18 protein-coding genes are annotated in these 21880 nt (G+C 50.8%); 8 read left to right on the top strand and 10 right to left on the bottom strand.

Features of this window, described 5'->3' with window-relative positions; all coding sequences use genetic code 11:
* Positions 1–34 precede the first annotated feature (34 nt).
* Complete coding sequence (locus M2404_RS05130) at positions 35–223, top strand: hypothetical protein (protein ID WP_092796178.1); 189 nt, start codon at positions 35–37, stop codon at positions 221–223.
* Here the strand turns inward: M2404_RS05130 and M2404_RS05125 are convergent.
* The 3 genes from M2404_RS05125 to M2404_RS05115 all read right to left on the bottom strand — a co-directional run bounded on the left by M2404_RS05125 (position 153) and on the right by M2404_RS05115 (position 5331).
* Positions 153–3365, bottom strand: a complete 3213-nt coding sequence (locus M2404_RS05125) for an efflux RND transporter permease subunit (protein ID WP_259238644.1) — start codon at positions 3363–3365, stop codon at positions 153–155. The genes M2404_RS05130 and M2404_RS05125 overlap by 71 nt on opposite strands.
* Positions 3366–3368: 3 nt before the next feature.
* Positions 3369–4430 carry an efflux RND transporter periplasmic adaptor subunit gene (locus M2404_RS05120; protein WP_259238643.1) on the bottom strand — a complete coding sequence of 354 codons (1062 nt, stop codon included), beginning with the start codon at positions 4428–4430 and terminating at the stop codon, positions 3369–3371.
* A 79-nt stretch (positions 4431–4509) separates the two neighbouring features.
* Positions 4510–5331, bottom strand: a complete 822-nt coding sequence (locus M2404_RS05115; protein ID WP_259238642.1) for a M90 family metallopeptidase — start codon at positions 5329–5331, stop codon at positions 4510–4512.
* A 182-nt stretch (positions 5332–5513) separates the two neighbouring features.
* Here M2404_RS05115 and M2404_RS05110 point away from each other — a divergent pair, with 182 nt between their 5' ends.
* Positions 5514–5972 carry a tellurite resistance TerB family protein gene (locus M2404_RS05110; protein WP_259238641.1) on the top strand — a complete coding sequence of 153 codons (459 nt, stop codon included), beginning with the start codon at positions 5514–5516 and terminating at the stop codon, positions 5970–5972.
* A 137-nt stretch (positions 5973–6109) separates the two neighbouring features.
* On the opposite strand, the gene M2404_RS05105 is transcribed toward M2404_RS05110, so the two are convergent.
* The gene (locus tag M2404_RS05105; protein ID WP_259238640.1) at positions 6110–6418 is read right to left on the bottom strand and encodes a hypothetical protein; all 309 of its coding nucleotides are present in this window, start codon (positions 6416–6418) and stop codon (positions 6110–6112) included.
* Positions 6419–6502: 84 nt separating this feature from the next.
* Here M2404_RS05105 and M2404_RS05100 point away from each other — a divergent pair, with 84 nt between their 5' ends.
* On the top strand, positions 6503–7723 hold the full coding sequence (locus M2404_RS05100) for a substrate-binding periplasmic protein (RefSeq protein WP_259238639.1): 1221 nt from the start codon (positions 6503–6505) through the stop codon (positions 7721–7723).
* Here the strand turns inward: M2404_RS05100 and M2404_RS05095 are convergent, their stop codons facing one another.
* From M2404_RS05095 to M2404_RS05085, 3 genes are all read right to left on the bottom strand, one after another.
* Entirely contained in the window at positions 7724–8902 is a 1179-nt protein-coding gene (locus M2404_RS05095) for an ABC transporter permease (RefSeq protein WP_259238638.1), read from the bottom strand.
* On the bottom strand, positions 8899–9828 hold the full coding sequence (locus tag M2404_RS05090; protein ID WP_259238637.1) for an ABC transporter ATP-binding protein: 930 nt from the start codon (positions 9826–9828) through the stop codon (positions 8899–8901). The genes M2404_RS05095 and M2404_RS05090 overlap by 4 nt, the downstream gene beginning before the upstream one ends.
* A 105-nt stretch (positions 9829–9933) precedes the next feature.
* Positions 9934–12210 carry a patatin-like phospholipase family protein gene (locus M2404_RS05085; RefSeq protein ID WP_259238636.1) on the bottom strand — a complete coding sequence of 759 codons (2277 nt, stop codon included), beginning with the start codon at positions 12208–12210 and terminating at the stop codon, positions 9934–9936.
* 194 nt (positions 12211–12404) lie between these two features.
* Between M2404_RS05085 and M2404_RS05080 the strand changes: the two genes are divergently transcribed.
* The gene (locus M2404_RS05080; RefSeq protein ID WP_259238635.1) at positions 12405–14738 is read left to right on the top strand and encodes a bifunctional diguanylate cyclase/phosphodiesterase; all 2334 of its coding nucleotides are present in this window, start codon (positions 12405–12407) and stop codon (positions 14736–14738) included.
* Positions 14739–14750: 12 nt separating this feature from the next.
* Here the strand turns inward: M2404_RS05080 and M2404_RS05075 are convergent, their stop codons facing one another.
* Positions 14751–14990 carry a DUF2798 domain-containing protein gene (locus M2404_RS05075; RefSeq protein ID WP_259238634.1) on the bottom strand — a complete coding sequence of 80 codons (240 nt, stop codon included), beginning with the start codon at positions 14988–14990 and terminating at the stop codon, positions 14751–14753.
* A gap of 144 nt (positions 14991–15134) precedes the next feature.
* Between M2404_RS05075 and M2404_RS05070 the strand changes: the two genes are divergently transcribed.
* The gene (locus tag M2404_RS05070; RefSeq protein ID WP_259238633.1) at positions 15135–16085 is read left to right on the top strand and encodes a D-2-hydroxyacid dehydrogenase; all 951 of its coding nucleotides are present in this window, start codon (positions 15135–15137) and stop codon (positions 16083–16085) included.
* Positions 16086–16138: 53 nt separating this feature from the next.
* The gene (locus tag M2404_RS05065; RefSeq protein ID WP_259238632.1) at positions 16139–18193 is read left to right on the top strand and encodes a tetratricopeptide repeat protein; all 2055 of its coding nucleotides are present in this window, start codon (positions 16139–16141) and stop codon (positions 18191–18193) included.
* Positions 18194–18205: 12 nt separating this feature from the next.
* On the opposite strand, the gene M2404_RS05060 is transcribed toward M2404_RS05065, so the two are convergent.
* Entirely contained in the window at positions 18206–19051 is an 846-nt protein-coding gene (locus M2404_RS05060) for an RluA family pseudouridine synthase (RefSeq protein ID WP_259238631.1), read from the bottom strand.
* A gap of 85 nt (positions 19052–19136) precedes the next feature.
* Here M2404_RS05060 and M2404_RS05055 point away from each other — a divergent pair, with 85 nt between their 5' ends.
* Both M2404_RS05055 and M2404_RS05050 read left to right on the top strand, forming a co-directional pair.
* Positions 19137–19793, top strand: coding sequence for a choice-of-anchor H family protein (locus tag M2404_RS05055; RefSeq protein WP_259238630.1), 657 nt, complete (start codon positions 19137–19139; stop codon positions 19791–19793).
* A complete protein-coding gene (locus M2404_RS05050) occupies positions 19794–20717 on the top strand; it encodes a hypothetical protein (RefSeq protein WP_259238629.1) in 924 nt (307 codons plus the stop codon).
* Here the strand turns inward: M2404_RS05050 and M2404_RS05045 are convergent.
* A complete protein-coding gene (locus M2404_RS05045) occupies positions 20709–21779 on the bottom strand; it encodes a hypothetical protein (protein WP_259238628.1) in 1071 nt (356 codons plus the stop codon). The genes M2404_RS05050 and M2404_RS05045 overlap by 9 nt on opposite strands.
* Positions 21780–21880: the final 101 nt, after the last annotated feature.

Below are 21880 nucleotides of genomic sequence, written 5' to 3'. Positions count from 1 at the left end.
TAAGCTTTGCCACAACCTTGCTACGGAGCACACCATGACAACCTTAATTACCATTTTAGCCCTGTTGTTTGCCGCCCTGTTTATTCTGGTAACACTGGCTGAAAAATACGGCAGCCGCGACACTGAAAAAACCGCCAAACTCAGCCGTTATATTATTCCGCTGATGATTGCACTGGTAGCGGCACAAGTGATCCGCTTTGTGTTTTTCCCCGAACACGGCTAAGCACCGTTACCAGCAGCGCCGGTAAAAATGTCAGGCTGATCAGCGTAGAAAACACCAAACCACAGAGCACAATAATACCCACGCCACGATACAGCTCGGTACCCTCGCCCGGAATTAACACCAGCGGCGCCAAACCAAATACCGTGGTAGCAGTAGACATAAGAATCGGCCTAAGCCGCGTTGCCACGGCCTGCACTACGGCTTCGTTTACCGCCATATGGCCACTACGCAGGTTATTGCGGCTTTGATCGACTATTAAAATCGGGTTATTCACCACAGTACCCAGCAAAATTAAAAAACCCAGCATGGTGATCATATCAAACGGCTGATGAAAACCACCCAGCCCTACCAGCGCCAATGCACTGCTTACACCGTTAATGGCTGTCAGGCCAACCAGCCCCCCGGCCAGCCCCAGCGGCACGGTAGCCAAAATAAACAGCGGGTAACCCCAGTGGGTAAAAATGGCCACCAGCAACAGGTAAATTAATACGATGGCGATAACAAAATTGCTGCCCAGCGCGGCTTTGGTTTCATCCAGTTGATCCGATGCACCGGAAATGTCCAGCGTAACGCCTGCGGCTATCGCGCCATCACGCTGCAGCTGCGGTACCAGTTGCTGCTGCACTATGGCTACTGCAGTTTCCAGCGCTACAGCTCGAGGTGGCACGATATACAGCGTCACCGTGCGGCGGCCGTCTACCCGGCGCAGGGTGTCACTGTCAGCTACTTCAACCAGATCGGCCAGGCTGTTAAGTGGCAATATGGCACCCTGTGGTGTTAACACCGGGGTTTGCGCCAGCCGCGACAGGCTTTGCTCTGCCCCGGCGCTGCTAAACAGAAAAATATCAACTTTGTCGTCTGCCAGAAAAAACTCATCAACAAAGGCGCCATCACTCAGTGCCGATACAGCAAAACCAAAATCGGCAGCGCTGAAGTTAAGCTCGGCCAAACGCTGCCAGCGCGGGCGGATTTCTATCAGCGGCTGATCCAACGACAACGACGAAGGCTCTGAGCTTAACTGCGGGTTATCAAACAGCTGGCCTGCGGCAACATAGGCGGCATCTGCGGTGCTGTATAAACTGGCTAAATCCGGGCCGGAAATATCCAGTGCTACCGCGCGGGTACCGCCATCGTTGCTGCTGATAATGGAGCCGCGCGCCGAAAAGGCCCGCATACCGGGATACTGGCGGAATTTATCTGTTATTGCGTCCATCATGGCATTGATATCTTGCGCCCGGGTCGGCTCGCTCATAACCCAGATGCGCCCTACTGAAACGCTAAGCGAATAATACTGCAGCGACGGCATACTGGTTTCGCGCCGGTCAAACAGTGCCGGATCAGCATTGACCTCAGCAGTAAGATAACTGCGGATCTCCTTTGCTATCTCTGCCATTTCTGACAGGTTATAACCGGGCGGTGCTATCATTGACGAAAATGCTTTTGGCTCTTCACCCTCGGGTAAATATTCTGCCGGTGGCATTAAATACCAGGCCGCGCCCAGTGTAAGCAAGGTGGTAAGTGTCAATACCAGGCCGCGGCGCAGCCTGGTACGGATAACTGCCTGCACCAGACGCAAAATAGCACCGGGGGCCAGGCTCTGGCTGTTATCACCCGTGCTGTCCGGGTGCATGCTGTTCTGGTACATCGCCGCGCTTTTACCAAAACCCAGCCGGGCAATAGCTGCCGGTACCACAAACACCGCCACCAGCATAGAGGCGATAATCGCCGCAGCAATGGCAATGGCGATGTCGGAGTACAACTGGCCGGCTTCCTGCTCGACAAATAAAACCGGCATAAACACCAATACAGTAGTCAAGGTAGAGGCCAGCACCGCAGGCCAGACATCACGCACACCGGCAATAGCGCCTTCAATGCGGTCCAGGCCGCGCCTTCGTGCCTGCTCGATGCTTTCCAGCACCACTATGGTGTTATCTACCGTCATGCCGATAGCAAAAGCAACACCCGCCAGCGATATAACATTTATGGTACGGCCAAACGCCAGCAGGCCTAAAAACGCCGCTATGGTACAAATGGGTATGCCAATCACTCCCACCAGCGTAGCGCGGCCGGAGCGTAAAAACAGATACATAACCAAAGTTGCCAGCGAGGCGCCTAAAGCAAGGTTAACCCAAACATTGGCGATAGAATCTTCAACATAACGCACGTCGTCGCCTATCAGCATCAGTTGCAGACCGTTAGGTGCCAGCATATCGCGGTTAACCTGACTGACAACTTCTAATATGCTTTGCTTAATATTAATCACATTAGAGCCGGGCTCCCGCCGTACCGACAACCCCAGCGTTTGTTCGCCGTCAGCAAACGACAGATTACGTACTTCAAAGTGGTCCAGCACTATGGTGGCAACATCTTTTAGCCGCACCTGATTATCGCCCTGCTGGCTAAGAATAAGGTTTTCCAGCTCATCGATACGATCAAAACGGCCTACCATCCGCAGCAAATAGCGGCGCTTACCGCTGTCGATATCACCGGCCGAGCTGTCACGGTTGCGCGCCCGTATGGCATCACGCACAGCAGTCAGGCTAATGCCGCGCTGTGCCAGCCTGGCAGGGTCAACCAACACCTGTACCTGCCGCTCGGCACCGCCGCTAACACCCACTTCAGACACGCCCGGCACCCGCTCCATTTGCGGCCTCACATAGTCTTCGGCATAATCTCGCAGCATATCCATGTCCAGCTTAAGCGGATTGCCGCTTAGTGGCATCAGGCGAAAATACATAAAAGCATTGCTGGAGTATGAGCTGCTGAATAAGCGGGGTTGGTCAACGTTTTCCGGGTAAGCGGATACCTGGCTTAGCGCATTGCTGACGCGGATCAGCGCTTCGTTTACGTCTACCCCAAACGGAAACTCCAGCTCTACCTCAGCCGAGCCGGTACTGGCGCGCGATACCATGCGCTTTAAATTCGGCAGGGTACGTAAATAGCGCTCCTGCTCGATCAAAATTTCTTTTTCCACATCCTGCGGGGTGGCACCGGGCCAACCGGTCACCACACTGATGGTGCGTATTTCAAGGTCTGGGATCATCTGTACCGGAATACGCAATGCTGCCACAATACCCAGTACGCATATAATCAATACCGCTACGGTTAGAATAGTGCCACGGCGAATACCGGCTTCCAGCATGGCTTACTCCTTATCGTCGCTGAGCACGCGCACAGCCTGGCCGTCGCGCAGTGTTTCATTGCCACGCACTACCACCGCTTGCCCTTTAGGCAGGCCGGATAAAATTTCTACCCCCTGCTCGCTGTTACGACCCAGTTTAACGTTGTGGCGATAGGCTTTATTGTCGCGAATGGCAAACAGGCTGAAATTACCATCCGGGTGGCGCAGCAAAGCATCCGGTGGCACCACCAGCACCGTAGCGTCATCGCGCTCAAAATAAAAAGTGGCGCTGGCAGAGGTGCCCGGCAACAATGCCTGCTGCCCATCTGTCACTTCAAGCCGGGCCAAAAAGCTACGGGCACTGCTGCTACCCACCGGTACCGTGGCCAGCAACTTTGCACTGAGTTTGTCACCGGGCAACATATCGGCGCGCACTTCAATACGGCGCAGTGCCGACATGGCGGCAAAATATTCCTGCGGTACCTGCACATCCAGCAACAGCGGCGTAAGGCTTACCAGTTGTAGCACCGGCGTGCCGAGCGCCACCCATTCCCCTACGTCAGTAGAGCGCTGGGCTATAACACCGGCGAAAGGTGCAGTAAGAGTATGACGGGCGACAATTTCCTGCTGTTGCTGCTGCCCGGCTTTAGCCTGTTGCAGCATGGCATCGGCCTCGGCCAGTGCAGCCCGGCGCAGGCTTAATTCAGTTTGCGGAAAGAGTTGTTGTTCTGTCAGTTTTTCGGCTTCAGTTACCAGGCGCTTGCGCTCGGTTTGTAGCACCTGGGCCGCACTTAATGCTGCCTGGCGCTGCGCCAGCTCATGCTGTGCCAGGGCGGTGTCCAGTTTCAGCAGCGGCTGACCTTTGTTAACCGTGCTACCGGCATCTACCAGTAACTCAGCCACTAAACCGGCGGTACGGCTGGACAAACTGGCATTGTGCTGCGCCGTTAAACTACCACTGAGTACCAACTGCTCTGACAGGCCCTTTTGCTGCGGCATAGCTACCCGCACCGGCACTTGCTCCTGAGCCTGCACCATTACCGACACTGTATTGCAAAACAACGCTGTTGCTATTAACCAACGCATAACGCACTCCAACCAAATAAGAATTATTCTTAATAAGACAGAAGTATGCCGCAAAGCGCTGTTCAGATCACTTTTTTGTTTAGTGCCAGCTAAGTGGGTTAAGCCGGTAAAACCGGCTTAGTTGCTGATACAGCTGCGGGTGTTGCGCAGATAGCTGCTCTGGTTGTTCAAAAAATACTTCGCTTATTACCGCAAAAAACTCCGCCGGATTAGTAGCACCATAATGATCAAATAAGCTGCTCTCACCTCTGGATGCTTGCAACTGCAACATATTGAATTCAGATGCCATAATGCCAGACCACTGCTGGTAGTCGCTGCTGCGTTCAAGCAATGGCGCGCCGTTGGCAACACCTTTTTCCTGATCCAGCTGATGGGCAAACTCATGGATCACCACATTGCGGCCATCACAAGGGTTAGCAGCACCGTTTAGCGTGTCAGCCCAGCTTAAGATAACCTTACCCAGCCCCCAGGATTCGCCCGACAATACCCGGCGCTGTTCATGCATTACCCCGGCGCTGTCCGCACTGTTACCATTCACTACAAAAGCGGCCGGATACAGCAAAACTTGCTTTAGCTTCGGGTAGTAATAATCGGGCCGGTTCAGCAACAATAAGCAGGCCTGCGCGGCTATGGTTACCCGCATTTCATCAGTAACGGTTAAACCTTCACAGCCAATAAACTGTTTTTCGGCAACGAATACCTGAATGTGTTTTTTCAGTTGCAGCTGCAAATCGGCCGGTAAGGCGCGAAAATACGGCAGGCGGCGTTTTAAAATATCGCGCCAGGGTGCCGGAAAGGGTTTGGCCATCAGTTGTTTGCGTTTATAACGCTGCCAGTAAGGCGATAATAACACCAGCGCGATGATCGCTGCGCCCAGTAACACTGTAATCAGGATAGCCAAGCTTCACCTCAGACTCAGGCAACGATATGCTGCCAGCATTATGCTGCAAATTTATTGCTACCGGCTTAATGTGGTGTTGTGCTTTGTTTTTCAAGTTCGTTATGCTTTAGCCCATAACCTGCCTTAGCAGAACTTTACGCCGGTAATGGCCTCTAATGGCGGTAATCAACAAAGGACATTCAATGTTTCAGTTATTTAAAACCTTACTTGATAAAGTGAATGATGGTGTGTCTGCCCCGGCGACCAGCAAAGCAACCTATGGCCTGACAGAAGCTGAACTGGCTTGTGTGTCGTTAATGCTGATGGTGGCACATGCCGACTTTAGCAGCAGTGATGAAGAACTGGCGTTGGCTGAACAATACGTTAAGCGTGAATTTAATTTGTCTGGGGCCGATGCTAAAGCAGTAGTGGCATTGGCTGAACAGCAGGCCAAAGACGCCACCTCACTGCACCAGTTTACCGCACAGTTAAAACAGTTGAGTTATGAAGCCAGGCTGACACTACTGGATAGCTTATGGCAGCAGGCGTATGTTGATGGTGTACTGGACCCGAATGAAGAAGCTATGCTGCGTAAAATTGCCGATTTATTGTTTATCCGCCACAGTGACTATATTCAGGCCAAGCTGGCGGTGTGTGGATAACGTTATTCCCCGACGACGAACCGGCTTGCCCTAAACCAACCGTTGAAGGCATGGATGCCTGAGTCGAGCCCATAGGGACATATTTACGGCGTGTTGGTGTGGGCAAACCGGTTCCGAGACCTAACAACTTCTGCCGGTTAATCTTCACGCTTATTCAGCACTTCGCCTTCAATTACACTGCGTGGCTGCTCTGCAGATTGCCCTGAGCCGCCTGCGCCAGCTTGCTGGCGTTGTTGCCAGGCTTTAATTTTAGCGCGGTGGCGAAACAGCAGTATCGGAATTAAAATCCAGCTTAGTAACAGCATAAACACCAGAATAGCCGCACCAGCCAGCAACATCAGCCCCAGTATTAACCAGGCCAGCAGGCGCTGCAACGGGCCCGCACTCTGGCGCCGGGCAAACATTTGCTGCCACTGACTACCCTGCTGTTTAAACGATGAAAACATAATTACCTCAATTCAGGCCTTCGCGCCCCATTATGTAACCTTAGTGTGGGTGACTGCGTTGAAGTTCAACCCCTGGCCGGTTAAGTGGCTGCTATACTTGATGCCAGCTACAAGACACTATGGATCATCAATATGTTCTTAGCGTTGTCACTGAGCACCTTACTTCTGGTTTCTGACGTTGGCGGTGCTGTACTGCTGGGTACTAATGTACCGGCCAACAGTGCCAACACCAGCCATCAGCAAATTAACTGCATTATGCAGCAAACCCAGCAACCGTATAAATTATTGCCAATGCCCTGGCGCCGGGCCAAGCAAGAAGTAAAAATGGGCCGTATTGACGGCTACTTTACCGCTATTCCCAACGATGAAATGAACGATTATGCCAAGCTGTCGGCGCCGTTATTTCTGGAAAACTGGTACTGGTTCTGGCATCCGCGCCACAGCGGGCCAGACAGTGACAAAGTACGCTACGGCGCTATTTTGGGCAGCCATCAGGCCGACTGGCTTACCAGCCAAAACTACAAACTGGAGGTAGAAGTCAGTGATATTGCCCAATTGGTGCAGTTATTGGCGATAGGCCGTATTGATGCTGTACTGGCTGATCTGGAAGAATTTACCCATACCGCCAACCGGCTAAAAATGCCGGCAGATCAGTTTGAGCAGCGCTTTTTCCGCTATGTGCCGCTGGGGGTGTATTTTTCGCAGTTGCGCCTGCAACAAAAACCGGGCTTTATGCACCACTTTAACGCTGCCGTGCATTTATGCGCTTCTGCGCCTTTTGCACTGGCGCAAAGCGAGCACCAACAAATTATCGCCTTGCTGCTGGCTAACATTCAACAACTGGCCCGCGACAAAACTGTGCTGAACGCAGTACAACAGCAGAACAGAGCGGAAGCAACACTGGCAGACATCCGCCAGCAAGACACCCTGTGGCAGCAAGCGTTATTGCAAGGGTTAAATGAAAGCGATCTGGCACATAAGATGCTGGAAAGCAGAGTTTCAGCCCAGCTGCGTCACTGGCAAGACAGCCACAACAGCCTGATTACAGAAGTGATCCTGATGGACAACCAGGGTACCAATGTTGCTATCAGCGCAATCACTACAGACTACTGGCAAGGTGATGAAACGCCGTTTCTCAGTGTGTTTGACCAACAAAATGACTATTTTATTGATGTGGTGGAATATGATCAGTCTACCCGGCGTTTTCAGGTAAAACTCAGTGTGCCGGTAGCTGATACTCAAGGCCGCCATATTGGCGCACTCAGCATTGGTATTGATGTTGAGCGCGCCCTGTCGGCAAACTGATTAATCGGCTTTATTACTCAGTGCCCAACGCACTATATCGCCCCATGAAGGTTCTTTGCCGTACATTTGCATACCGCGTAAAAACACCCGGCCAGCCACACGGCGCATCCAGTACACGGTGGCCAGCAGTAACAGTAGCGACAGCAGCGGTTGCCACCAGGGTACTGTTACCATGGCCATTTTTACCGGCATCGCAGCAAACGAGGTTAGCGGTATAAAGCTAAGCAGTGTCATCCCCATACCTGCCGGGCTGTCGATCACAATAAAGGTGAGTATCATTGGCAGCCAGGTAATCATCATTACCGCACTTTTACCGCTGTTGTTCGGATCATCAATTGATGCGGCTATTGCCCCCATAAAGCTGGCGCACAACACTACGCCCAACAACGCAAACGGAACAAGCCACAGCACCACGCTGATATCCAGCCAGCTTAGATCCACAGCTTTTTTTGCAAACAGGCTAACCACAGTAAACGACAGTAACATGACTAAAGCCGAGGTAAGCATAGCTTTAAGGGCGCTAAAACTATGGCCCAGTACTTTGCCATCCATCCATTGCTGGGGTGTGACTATGGCATAAAGCTGCTCGGTTACGCGCTGCTGTTTTTCACCGGTTATACTTATCAGCACCTGGCCAAAGGCAGTACTTAAACCAACAAACAGCAAAATTAACGCACCGATGGCAATCATTTTTTCGGGCGTGTCTTTACCTTTGTAGGCTTGATCCAGATATCGGGTTTCAATTTCTACCGATTGCTCCAGTGCTGCCAGTTGTGTTGCATTTAACCCCATTTGCTCTGCTGCCAGATGCCGGTAATGTTTTTGCAGTACTTCATCCAGCTGTTGCAGCCATTTTTTACCGGTAAGCGTATGCACCACCAACTGACCGTCCTGCAGGCTGATTACAGCATGCCAGGAGCCATCGCTTTGCATCTGCGTAAGTTGTGTTTCCAGTGCTATGCCTGGGCGCTGAAACTGAAATTGCTCTGTGTTGGTTATTTGCAGCTCTGGTGGCACCGCAATACGGTATTGCTGCTGGCTCTCATCAGTGAAAAAACTCCACAGTGCTATAGCTGCAATAACGGCCAGCATCAGCAGATACGACACCAGTTGCTGTTTCCATTTAAAAAACCGCAGAAACTCCCACCTGGCCACAATTAAACTTTGCCGCGATATCATGCTGCAGCCTCCGGTTTGTGCCTGGCCATTGCCGCCAGATAGAGCTGATGTAAATCAGCCGACTGCATTTCTACCTGAGTCAGCTCGCCGTATTGCAGCAACAGCTTCAGACAATCTGATACCTTAGCCTGCTCTGCCAGCGTGAGCAGATAATGCCGCGCCTGCAGTTGTTGCACACTGACAATGGCGTCCAGCTGCTCTAACTGCGCCATGTTTACCTCGCTGCTAAAGCCTACCTTCATCTGGCGCTGATTCTGGCTTTGTTGCTGAATTTGCTGCAGGGTTCCGGCCAGTACAACCTGGCCCTGTGCCATCAGCAGCATATGGTCGGCCAGTTTTTCTACCATTGCCATCTGGTGGGCACTTAAGATCACTGTCATACCTTTGGCTTTCAGTTGCTGTAAAAACAGCACAACTTTTTCCTGGTTTATCGGATCAAGCCCGGAGAAAGGTTCGTCCAGAATAACCAGTGCGGGCTGATGCAATACCGCCGCAATCAGTTGCACCTTTTGCTGGTTGCCCTTCGATAACTGTTTTAACTCGTCGTGACGCCGCGCGGTCAGTTCAAATACGTCCAGCCAGTATTCCATTTCAGTAAGGGCTTTGCTTTTGCTTAAACCATGTAATTGCGCCAGATACAGCAAGTTTTTTTCTATGCTTTTGTCCGGGTACAGACCTCTGTCTTCCGGCAGATACCCCAGCAGGCGGCGTGGCACATGATCGTAATGCTGCTCCTGATAGCTGATCATAATGCTGCCGCTGTCAGGTTTGGTCATACCAACCAGCATACGGATAATAGAAGACTTACCAGCGCCATTGGGGCCTAATAAAGCAAAAATCTCGCCGCTGTTAATATGGAAGCTGACATTTTTAACTGCCTGCACCGAGCTGTAGGCTTTATTAATCGCGGTAACAATTAACTGCATCTGGGGTTCCTGTTAATAACTTAGTGGCAAGCTTATCACCGGCAAAGCGTTTTATTCCAACGCCAAAGTGTGAGCAAATATGTAAGCCTTTAGCATTAACCGGTTTCAGTAATGTTTACCAAAGGATAAATATACCGCATCAGAGTAATCAGACTCGCCCTGCTCGGCCATACCGACACCAAAATACAGCGGCCCCAGCGGTGTATCCCAGCCCAGAAATACGCTACCTGCCCATAGCCAGTTGGTAGCGTCTGCGCCGCCTGACGCGCCAAACAGATCTTTACGTACCCGGCCACGTTCCAGCGAGGTGCCCAGATACAGGGGGGCGTTGAAAAATGAGATTTTCTGCTCAGTTAACCGGTATAAATACACCAGACTGCCAAACTGGATCTGGCTGCCAAACAGTGAATCGGCCGGGTAACCGGACAAATTCAGAAAACCGCCCAGATTAAACTGCTCCAGCGCAAAGCTGTCATCGTCAGTGTTGTAATGATCAAAGCGCCAGCGGGTACGCAGCGTATGCTGCTGCCAGCTTTTCGCAGCCAGTAGTTCGGTACTGCTGCTTTTGCTGGATACCTCTGCGCCCAAAGCATCGTCGTTAAGAAAGCGATAGCTGCTGGCCAGGCGGATACCACGGGTTGGAAAACTGCGGCTGTTCAGTGTGTCCCAGATAAACTGCACCTCAGGCCCGTAGCGCTGATAGCTTACCGTGTCGCTGCCCAGTTGGCTGGCATACAGGCTGGGTAACAGATATCTGCCATCGCGCAGGGCCCAGCCCAGTTGCAGACGGGCATGATCCGAGATATTCCAGCCGGCACTTAACAGCAGGCCGTTTTCTGTGTTTTTCAGTTCTCCGGCAGATAACGCCTGGGTATCTTGCAGTGATTGGGTATCACGCCGGTGATGATAACTGGCTTCAGTGTAAAAACCACTGTCGGCCAGCGGCCAGTAGAGTTCGGTATGCAGGTATTTATTGCTGCCAAGCGCCAGCTCTGAGTGCCACTCAGCACCCCAGGGCGACAGATTGCTGCGGGTATAACCGGCTGCCAGTTGGTACTGATGATTATTGCGAAAATCATCTTCAAACATCAGGCGGAAATTCATATAACCCGGCCCCCAGCTTTTTTCTTCAGCCCGCACGGTTAACAGAGTTTCACCGCTGTCATCAACAGTAAGGTGCTGGGTAACCCGTTCAAAGGTGTCCAGACCATACATCTGGCGTAAGCCACGGCGGATACTGCGCTCGGTATAAAAATCGCCCGGGTGCAGCTCCAGCCGTGCCAGTAACAGCTCATCACTGAGGCGCGATTCATTTTGCAGGCTGATGTGGTCAATTTTAATAGCTGCATCATCGGCCTGGGCAAACCGGCCGAACCATTCACGATAGATTCTTTGCGGCTGGCTGAAATCGGCCAGAGCCTGCACAAAACGAATGGCACTTTGCCGCCCGGATTGCACGGCCTGGGCGATATTGCCAAAATCCAGTGTGCTGATATTCACCAGATCCGGTTGCAACAACAGATCGTGTTCAGTCAGCAACTGCATTTGCTGTTGTACCCCAGCCCGTACCAGAAAACTGGTTAGTTGCTCTGTAACACTAAAGGCTGACTCCATCTGTTCGCGGCGTAAAAGCGGCGAATCAATACTAACAGCAATAATACGGTCTACGCCCAATTGTCGTGCCACACTGATGGGCAGGTTGTTTACCACGCCACCATCTACCAGCAACTTACCGTTTAACTCCAGCGGCCGCACCACACCGGGAAGGCTCATGGATGCCTGAATAGCCTGAACCAGGCTGCCATCGCTGAGAATAACTTCTTCCTGGGTGAGTAAATCGGTTGCCACGGCGCGAAATGGCACCGGTAAATCATTAAAATGCTTCAGGTTAGCAAAGGCACCAAAGGTGCCCTGCAGAATTTCTGCCAGTGCCTGGCCGCTTAAAATCCCTTTGGGTAAACGTACGCCTTGTTCCGATACGCCCAAATCCAGATTTACCGGTAAGTCGTCGCTTTTATGTTTGCGCCGCAGCGGCATTTCATCACGGTATACCCGATCACGAAAGCCATCAGCCCAGGGCGTATTTTCCAGCCGGGCCGCAATTTCGCTGGCGCTATGGCCGCTGGCATACAAACCACCAATAAAAGCACCAATACTGGTGCCCACCACAAGATCAACCGGTATTTGCTGACGCTCCAGTTGCTCAATAACACCCAAATGTGCACCACCTCGGGCCCCCCCACCACCAAGCACCAATGCTACGCAAGGCCGTTGCTGCTGCCTGGCTTGCTGGCAAATATCAGCAGCCTTAGCAGCAGGGCTGCAATATAAAGTCATCATCAGCAGTAACAATGCCAGTTGTATACCTAAGCCCGTCTTCATTTGATATCTGTCCGTCTCATTAGCGCTACTGTGTTGCCAGTTTTATTTGAGCACGCTCTGGCTTATTGCTATTGTTAATTAAGTTTTTAATTTGGTATCCAGCATTATGCCTTATTCTTCCGTTGTGGTGCTGCTGTTCGCAGTACTGTTTTGCTGAACTTTACTGTTGTTTTAATAAACATAGTTAAGCTTTGATGACATTCAGCTCATTACGCACCAAACTAATACTGATTCTGTTGGTATTGTTAAGCCTGCTGGCAACAGCTACCGGGTTAGCCACACTGAACACGATGAAACGTGACAGTGAATTACAGGCCGGGCATATTCTCAATGTGGCCGGTAAAGTACTGGGTGAAGCACTGAATAACAGAGCCAGTCAGTTAAGCAGCAGTGTGCAAATTCTGGCTACCGACTTTGGCTTTCGCCGCGCGGTTGCCACTGCAGAGCAGGACACCATAGAATCAGTGTTGGCTAACCACGGCAACCGTATTAATGCCAGCCTTACCCTACTACTATCACCCGACGGTACTTTGCTGGCTAGCTCAGATAACACGATCAAAACTACTGATATAGCACCGTTATTTCAACAAACGCTAGGCCATAATACCGCTGCGGTAAACGATATTTTGCACCTGGCTGGCCAGCCCTATCAACTGGTGCTGGCACCGGTAAGAGCACCGGCATTAATTGCCTGGGTTGGTATGGGCTTTCCGCTTGATAGTACTCTGGCAACACAAATTCGCGGCATAACTGATCTGGATATCAGCTTTGTTGCAGAACAGCCGCAAGGCTATCAGCTTTATACTTCCACACTAGATAACCCGCATCAGCTACAACTGCCGGCATTGCTTGATACGCTGATTAATAAAGCAGGTAAACCCCACACTAATCCGCAACAAGATTATATTTCGCAGGCTATGCCGCTCGATAAGCAACAGCAGCTCTGGGCAATACAGCATTTGTCTAATCAACGCTGGCTTAGCAGTTATCAGCAGTTTCGCCATCAACTACTGCTTATTTTCGGCGCAGCGTTATCGCTCACCCTGCTGGCAGGCATTATTTTTGCCCGCAGCATTACCCAACCTCTAAAAGCGCTGAGTTATTTTGCCCGGCGTATCGGCCAGGGGTTTGACGAAACCATTCCGGTAAGGGGTAACGATGAAGTAGCCTTACTTAGCCGTACCCTTAGCGCTATGCAGCATGATATCCGTCAGCGCGAACAACAACTGCAGTTTCATGCCGAACACGACTCACTGACTGGTTTGTATAACCGCACCGCTGTAGAACGTTTATTGCCATCACTGTTGGCCAACAGCGATGGCAGCCTGCTGCAAATTAATATTCAGCAATTTAAACATATTAATGATGTACTGGGGTTTAGTAATGGCGATATCTTGCTGCAACAGTTGGCCCGGCGGTTAAAACTGGGCCCGGAAATGCCGGTAATGCTGGCCCGGCTCGGGGGGGATGAGTTTTTACTGGTATACAACATCTTATTAACCGAAGGCCAGATGCGCGCCAAGCTGGCGGCTTTGGGCGAAGGTTACCAGTTAGCTGACACGCAAATTAATCTGAAAATCTGTATTGGCATGTATCACTTTTTCTGCCAGCAAAGCAACGTTAACGATGCCCTGCGCCGGGTAGATATTGCACTGGACAACGCCCGGCTGACACCACAACGCACAGCTATTTACCTGCAAGGCCAGGATGAAAGCCACCAGCGTGAACTGATGTTGATCCGCGACCTGCCCGAGGCTCTGCACAATGGCCAGTTTTATGCCGTGTACCAACCCAAAATCGATCTTGCTTCGCAGCAGTGCCACAGTGCAGAAGCGCTGATCCGCTGGCAGCACCCCAAATTGGGCCTGATTGCTCCGGACGAGTTTATTCGCCTGGCAGAGCATTCAGGCAATATCAGCCTGATTTCGGACTGGATGTTGCAACAGGTCATAGCGCAAACAGCAAAATGGCAGCAACAGGGGCTACACCTGCAAATAGCGGTAAACCTGTCGGTATATGATCTGCTAAACCCGGCCTTAGCCGACAATATAAATGCCCAACTACAACAGTACCAGTTAAGCGCTGCAGCACTCGCGCTGGAGGTTACCGAAAGCGCTATTATGCAGGATACGGCAACAGTAATAACTCAGCTGCAACGTATACGTAGCCTGGGGATTACGCTGGCGATTGACGATTTTGGTACCGGCCAGTCATCTTTGGCCTATCTGAAGCAATTGCCAGTGCATGAGCTTAAAATTGACCGGGCTTTTGTCAAAGATATCGACCATAACAGCAATGATGCCCTGATCGTTACCGCGACAACACAACTGGCGCATAGCCTGGGTTTTGTTGTTACCGCAGAAGGCCTGGAAAACCAGGCCGGGCTGGCTAAACTGCAACAATGTGGTTGTGATAAAGTACAGGGTTATTATTTTTCCCGGCCGCTGCATGGTGAGGCCTTTGTAACCTGGTTACAGCAATATAACAGCCTTCATCCGCACTGGCTTAATGCTCAAGCCGTTAAATAATACGGCACACTGTTACACAACGCTGGTATCAGCTTTAACCAGTTTTGCCGTGATCTTGCGGCTTAATGGCGCAAAAATAAATACCAGCGGAAAAGCACAAGCATGGGCATACAAATAGGCTTTAAGCCAGGCACTGATAAAAGCATCAAACCAGCCCAGATTAATAAATGTTAAAATGCCTGACATTAGAAATGCCATAAAACCAGACATAATAAACGCAAAAATAAACGGCTGAAAACGCATTGGAAACATTAGCCAGGCTCCAAACTATAAGATAGGGGAAACTATTTGCATGCGACTTTAGCATAATTCAGCAGCAGAACCGTTTACCTCTCGCCAAAGCGCTGGTATAACGCGCCGGAACAATAACAACGGCCGCTTTAACAGGACACTATTATGCACAATATAGTTTTTCTTGATGCAGACACTATGGGCGATGCCGACTTATCGCCGCTACACAGCAGTACTGTAACCCTGCAGTGTTATCCGCACACTTCGCCACAGCAGGTCGTCAGCCGCTTGCAACAAGCCAGTATTGTCATTGTGAATAAGGTAGAACTGACAGCCACCATGCTGCAGGCCTTATCCGGCTTAAAGCTGATTTGCGTTGCCGCTACCGGAGTAAACAATGTCGATGTTGCAGCAGCCCGCCAGTTGGGTATTACTGTCTGTAATGTGCGCGGTTATGCCGATACTGCTGTACCACAACATGTTTTTGCACTTTTACTGCAACTTACCAACAAAGTTCAGCAATATCATCATGCCGTACTACAAGGTAACTGGAGCCGGAGTAAACACTTTTGTTTGCTGGATTACCCGGTAACTGAACTGGCGAATAAGAACTTTGTCGTCGTAGGCTATGGCGCTCTGGGTCAGGCCAGTGCTGCACTGGCAAGGGCATTTGGTATGCAACTGATTATTGCCGAGCAGCCAGGCGCAGCGTCCTGTCGTCCGGGCAGAGTGCCCTTTACCGACGCCCTGGCACAAGCCGATGTTATCTCACTGCACTGCCCGCTGACAACAGCCACTACCAAGCTGTTTAACGCTGAGGTTTTTGCCGCAGTAAAACCTAACGCTCTGCTTATTAACACTGCCCGTGGTGGCCTGATTGATGAAGAAGCACTGCTTGACGCTTTGCAAAACGGTACTTTGGGCGGCGCGGCGCTGGATGTGTTAACACAGGAGCCACCAGCACCGGACAATATACTGATCCGCGCCAATTTACCCAACCTGCTTATCAGCCCCCATATGGCCTGGGCCAGTGCTGAAGCCCGCCAGCGCATGGTGATACAACTGGCTGATAATATTCAGGCCTTTCTACAAGGCAACCCACGGCATCAGGTGTAGCTGCCGGAATTAAATAAGGCTAAACTGCCATAAAAATAAAAATAGTTATTATTATGCCAATACGTACTGCCCTGCTGTATATCGCTTTGTTATACATAGTGTTGTCATATACAGCACAGGCTTCTGAGCGCTTGCAATTGCGTCTGAATGAGGCCAGCAGCAATGCCGAACAGGTCAGCAACCAGTTGCTGTCGCAACCAACAGCCTCATTTAACAGTGAAGACTGGCTGGTGCTGGGTTTAACGCAGTTACGCATGCGAAATAAAGATGCCGCCATGGATGCCGCTGAGCGCGTGCTGCAAAGCCCGGCTATGCCATATATGCAAGCGCAGGCGTACTTATTAAAAGCACAAATCTACGGTATTTTATACCGCGATACCGCCATTGCCATTACCCAGTTAGAACGGGCTGAATCAGTACTGCAAAACGATACCGATCCGTTTAGCCTGCAACTGTACAGCGATATACTGCAAAACTTTGCGCAGGCTTACAATCAGTTGGGGCATGTGCAAAAAGCCATTCCTTATGCCGAGCGCAGTCTGGAACTGGCATTAACCGGAGAACAGCCTGAGGCTGAACTTAAAGCACGCATTACACTGGGTCGGCTGGCACTGCAAAACAATGCCTATAACCAGGCTTATCAAAATCTTAATCTGGCATTGCAACTGGCCACCCGGTTAGAGGATGACGAAGCACTGGCCTCTATTCACTTTCGTCTCGGCATGGCGTACCGCAAAATTGAAGACCATACAAATGCTCTGGCTCACTTGCTGCAGGCAAAACAGCGTTATCAGAAACTACAGCGCCACTCCAACTATACCCATACCCTGCTGTTTATCGGCGAAACCTACCTGGAAGATACCGCTACTGCAGAGCAGGCCAGCCAATATCTGAACGAAGCGCTGACACTGGCCAGGCAGCAGGATGACATACTCCGGGTAGGCATGGCGCTACAGGGCCTTGGCCGGCTGGCAGTGCTACAACAAGATGATGAGCTGGCACTACAGTATTTTAATAACGCTTTGCAATTATTCCGCCAGCAAAACGTACAAACTTACCTGCATGAAAGCAGCCTGGCTTTAGCAGAGCTACTGTTCCGCCGTCAGCAATTCGCCGATGCCAATAGCCTGATAGCAGAACTGCTGCCGCATATTCCGCAATCGGCAGCTTACTTACAATACCGCTACAACGAGCTGGTAGCTAAACTGGCAGCACATCAGGGTAACTGGCAACTGGCTTACACCAGTATGCAGCAAGCCAGTATCCTGCGTTTTGAGCAATTTACCGAACAAAATAAACTGCAGCTGGATTTAATTAATAACGGCCTGAGCCAGGTGGCAGCTGCCAGCCAACACCAAACTGAACGGACACAGCTGCAACAGCAATTACAGCAGCACCAACGCTATAGCCAACTGCTGGCGCTGGTAATACTGCTGTTGTTGCTGGTAGCGGTGTTTGTTGTAATCTGGCGGCAATGGCGTAAACCTGTGGTGCAAAATACGGTGAAACCCGCCTCTCCCGGCTGGCATAACTTTTGTCAGCGCGCGCAACATCAGGCAGCAAAAACCCCGTTACACCTTATGGCTTTTGCGCCAGCGGCAGTGACAGAGCTGAAATTACAATTTGGTGAACAACGCTTACAGCAGGTAGTACACACTTTTATACAACAACTGGATTGTAGCCAGCTAACCGCCAGTTATGTAAACGATGACGTACTATGGCTGGCTTTGCATACCGATGACGATACGGCTAAAACATTGCAACAACAGTTTTCAGCACAGCTACAGGCGTTACTGCCGGAGCGTTTTGCCAGCCAGCCCTTTATCAGTTTACGGCTGGCATTGCAGCAGTTATCAGATACCCCCTGGCAACTGGCTGAACTTAACAGCCTGCCTGAAGCCTTCTGGCTAAGCTGGGCGCTGGCAGCGACTTTGCCGCCACAGCAGCAGCTTTGGTTACTTGCATTGCACGGTAAAACGGCCAGAGCTTGTGAATGGCACAGCAATATGGTACGGCAAGACTTACTCAATGCGATCCGGCTGGGCAATATTGAACTTAGCTGCAATAACACGCTACTGCCCGCCAGCATTGCCGATGAATTAACCTGAACAGCTCACCGCTTATTCCCGGTTGGCGCCGTATAGCCTGAGTTGTGGCGGCACACTGAAACTCTGGTTTTTATGCCGCAGCGGGCAGCTAAAACTAAGCTTAACGGCCTGTAACGCCAGCCCGGTGCTATCTTTATTGCCCTGGCCGTATTGCGGGTCGCCCATTACCGGGTGGCCAACTGCGGCAAAATGCCGCCGGATCTGATGCTTACGGCCACTGATAAGATCAACTTCCAACCAGCTTTGTTGCGTTGCTGTATCAAACTGCAACAGTTTAAAACGGGTAAGGCAGGCTTTGTCATCCAGCGGCAAACTAATTTCACCCTGCTGCAATAAGCTATCGGATAATTGCCCCATAACCCGGATAACATATTGCTTGCTGATCTTATGCCCGGCAATCAGCTTGCTAAATGCTGCTGCCGCATGTTTACTGTGAGCAACAATAACCACACCACTGGCTTCACGGTCCAGCCGGTGCAGTAAAAACACCTGACGTTTTGCCGCAAAATGCTGCTCAACCGCACGCAGCAATGACAAATGATCGCCCCACTCGTTGCCCTGCGATAACATAGCTGGCGGTTTAAACCACAAGCTGTACTGCTGCTGATCACTTATCAGCTGTGCCGGCTCACAACTGCGCTGCAATAAGTCATCATCATAGTGCAGTTGTAGCTGCTGCCCCGCTTGCAAAGCTGTTTGCGCACGACGCAGCCGCTTTTGCGGTTTGCCGCTTAGCAGCACAGCGCCTTTACTCATCGCGTCTTTCAACCGGCCTTTTGACAGCTCAGGCACGTGCAGGCTAAGCAAGTCAATCGCATTTATGCTGCCCTGTGCCACTACAGTACGAACCAGTCTCATTGCTTTACACATCCTTTACGTTGAAGTTCAGCCAAAATTCATCCCGCCAGCCTGTAATAGTAACAAAGCATAAGGAGATACCGTTATGAAAAATATCAGCTTTAGCCTGTTAAGTTGCCTGCTGTTATGGCTTGCTGTGCCAGCAATTGCCAATACAACCGATAGCCGTACTACCGAGCGGCGCAGTGAACATAAACCACTGTTAAAAAGCGTAAAAGATAGCAAAGTAACCACTCAGGCTTATCAGAGCCATGTCTGGTTTCATAGCGTTGATGTGTTTATCAGCGGCGATCTTAACGCTAACGGTTATTACCACCGACTGGAAGTTGAACTTGATGCCGATACGTCATTACCCTATCAGCAGGTATTTGCTGAATTTACGCTGCTGCCAACCTACGGCGACGAGCGGGTATATTACACCAGCAGTGTATTTGAATTATACAGACAAAGCCCCGATGACTGGCTGGCAATTGATACGGTGCTGGAAAGCCGCTTTGCACCGGACGACTATCTGCTGACGATAAGGCTGTTTGACGCCGCAACCGGCTACCTGCTGGCAGAGATATCCGGCTTTGATGATGCCAACCTTGATTATATTCCACTGGAGGATTACAACAGAGACAGCTACATTCGCAGCAGCGTAACGGTTGAAGCATCGGGCGGAGCCACTGGTATCTTGCTGTTACTGGTATTATGCTTGTTGTCTGGGCAACGTTATCGGGCATTACGTCACCGGAGCTGAATGAAATTTACCTTACTGTTTTTTTTACTGCTGCCACCACTACTGGCAGCAGATACGTTGCGTTTTTCCCGGCAGCAAGACGATGGCCAGACACATTTTCACTACAATTTCAGTGTGGCCGGGCAGCCACAACAGCTGAACTTCAGCGTTGCACAAACGACATTAAGTAATCATTTCCGTCAATTTCGCCGTTTTCAGGCTAACGTTTTACAGCAGTACTTATGGCGGGATCTGCAACTGCATATGGCGAAGTACCCTAACGCCCGTTTGCAGCGCCAGCCAGACAGCAATGCCTTGCGTTATCAGATAGTCAGTGCTGATAAAACTCAGCTACCACAACTGCAACAGGAATTAACCCGGCTAACGGCTGAACGCAGTCAGTTCTACCTGCAGCAGGCTTATTATTATCAACTGAGCCTGCCCTGGAGCGGGCCTGTTATTGTACCCGACCACCAGCGGCTGATGCAGGACAGCCTGAATGACCTGTTGCCGGTGGCCACAGCCTTACACGATCAACTGGTGAACACCGCCGCACGGGATACGCTGGTCTATATCAGCAGTTGGCTGCAGCAACTGCCCTATCAGGATTTATCTGACCGGCAAAACTCCACTGGCAGCACTTTTAACCCGCCACTAAGAGTGTTGCAGGAAAACCGTGGCGACTGCGACAGCAAGACAGTACTACTTGCAGCGCTTATCCGTATGCTGCTACCTGATGTAAAACTGGCCATAGTGTACCTGCCGCAGCATGCCATGCTGGCAGTACAATTACCGGGCAGCGCCGCAGACGAAAAAGTGATCATTGAGGGTAAAGAGTATCTGTTGGCCGACCCTACCGGCCCGGCGCTGTTGCCCCCCGGTCAGATAAGCCAACGTTATATTATGTATACCCGCAGTGGCCAGTTTGGTTACCGTTTACTCTGAATCCGGTTTTTTTCTGTCATCCAACTGGTAAACCTTGTCAAATACTCCGGCCCAGCCCTGAGGAATATGCCGCACACCGTGTGGCTGGCCGGCAGCCAGCCGGTCAATATGCACAATCAAGCGGCTTACCGGCGATAAGGTGCGTTTTCTGTAACGCCATTGCAATGCTATCAGCAGAGTACCCAGCAGTAATAAATACCCCAGCCAGTGCCAGAAAAAAGTTTGCAACCCTGCAGCAAACACATTGGTTTTATGCTCCAGTACCGCCAATGACCAGGGCGTACTGCTTAAGCGCTGCACTTGCAGCATATGTTCATCGGCACGCTGCGGCCTTTTGATATTAGCTGCACCGCCCACCAGCTCACCAGACTGATCCAACAACATAAAATCCAGCTGCGGGTGCTGGCCGTGTACCGGTGCCAGCAAAGAGTCGGTTGCCAGTATGTACAAAAAGCTGCCCAGCTTTTTATCCTGATAACTCAGCGGCACCATCATTGCAGCCTGCTGTGGCGAAAAATGCGAATAAAATACTAAGTCGCGCTCAAAGCTTAACGTTTGCTTGGTATTATGCCGCCATTTTAACAATTGCTCGGTCAGATAATCCGGCCATTTAACCGCACCATTGTATGCAAAACCCTGCTCAGAAAAATAATACAGCCCTTTAACAAGCGGTTGTGTTTCGCCGGCCAGCTCAAAATATGGCTGCAACCGTAACAACATTTGCAACTCCAGATTAAGCGCCGCATTTTCACTATACAACGGTAGCTGTTCGCTATCGGCTGTAACCACAGATAACACCGGCAAACTATTATCGTTTTGTATCGCAGGTAACTGTAGTTTGATCTGTGCATTACGGCGCAATGCTTCCGCAAACCCCATCAATGGTAGCAAAGTGCTGTCCAGTTGCTTAACTGCATTATCTAACTGGCTTTTACTGTGCACTACTTTACTGTCAATAGTCAGCAGGTAGTGCACGGTTGCGCCCAATAGCGACAAAGCAAGCACCAGCAGCACGCCAAGCAGGCTACTGCGTTTATATTCAATGTATACAGGGTTTTTCATGCAACTCCTTTGCATATCCGAGTGGACTTTCAGGTAATTAAGAACAAAAAAAGCCTAGTTGAACTATATCATTAGTCAACCAGGCTTTTTATAAACAAGAT

Source organism: Rheinheimera pacifica (assembly GCF_024809855.1).
GTDB lineage: Bacteria > Pseudomonadota > Gammaproteobacteria > Enterobacterales > Alteromonadaceae > Alishewanella > Alishewanella pacifica_A.
The sequence above is the reverse complement of the archived record's forward strand: the minus strand, read 5'-3'. Positions and strand labels throughout refer to the sequence as shown.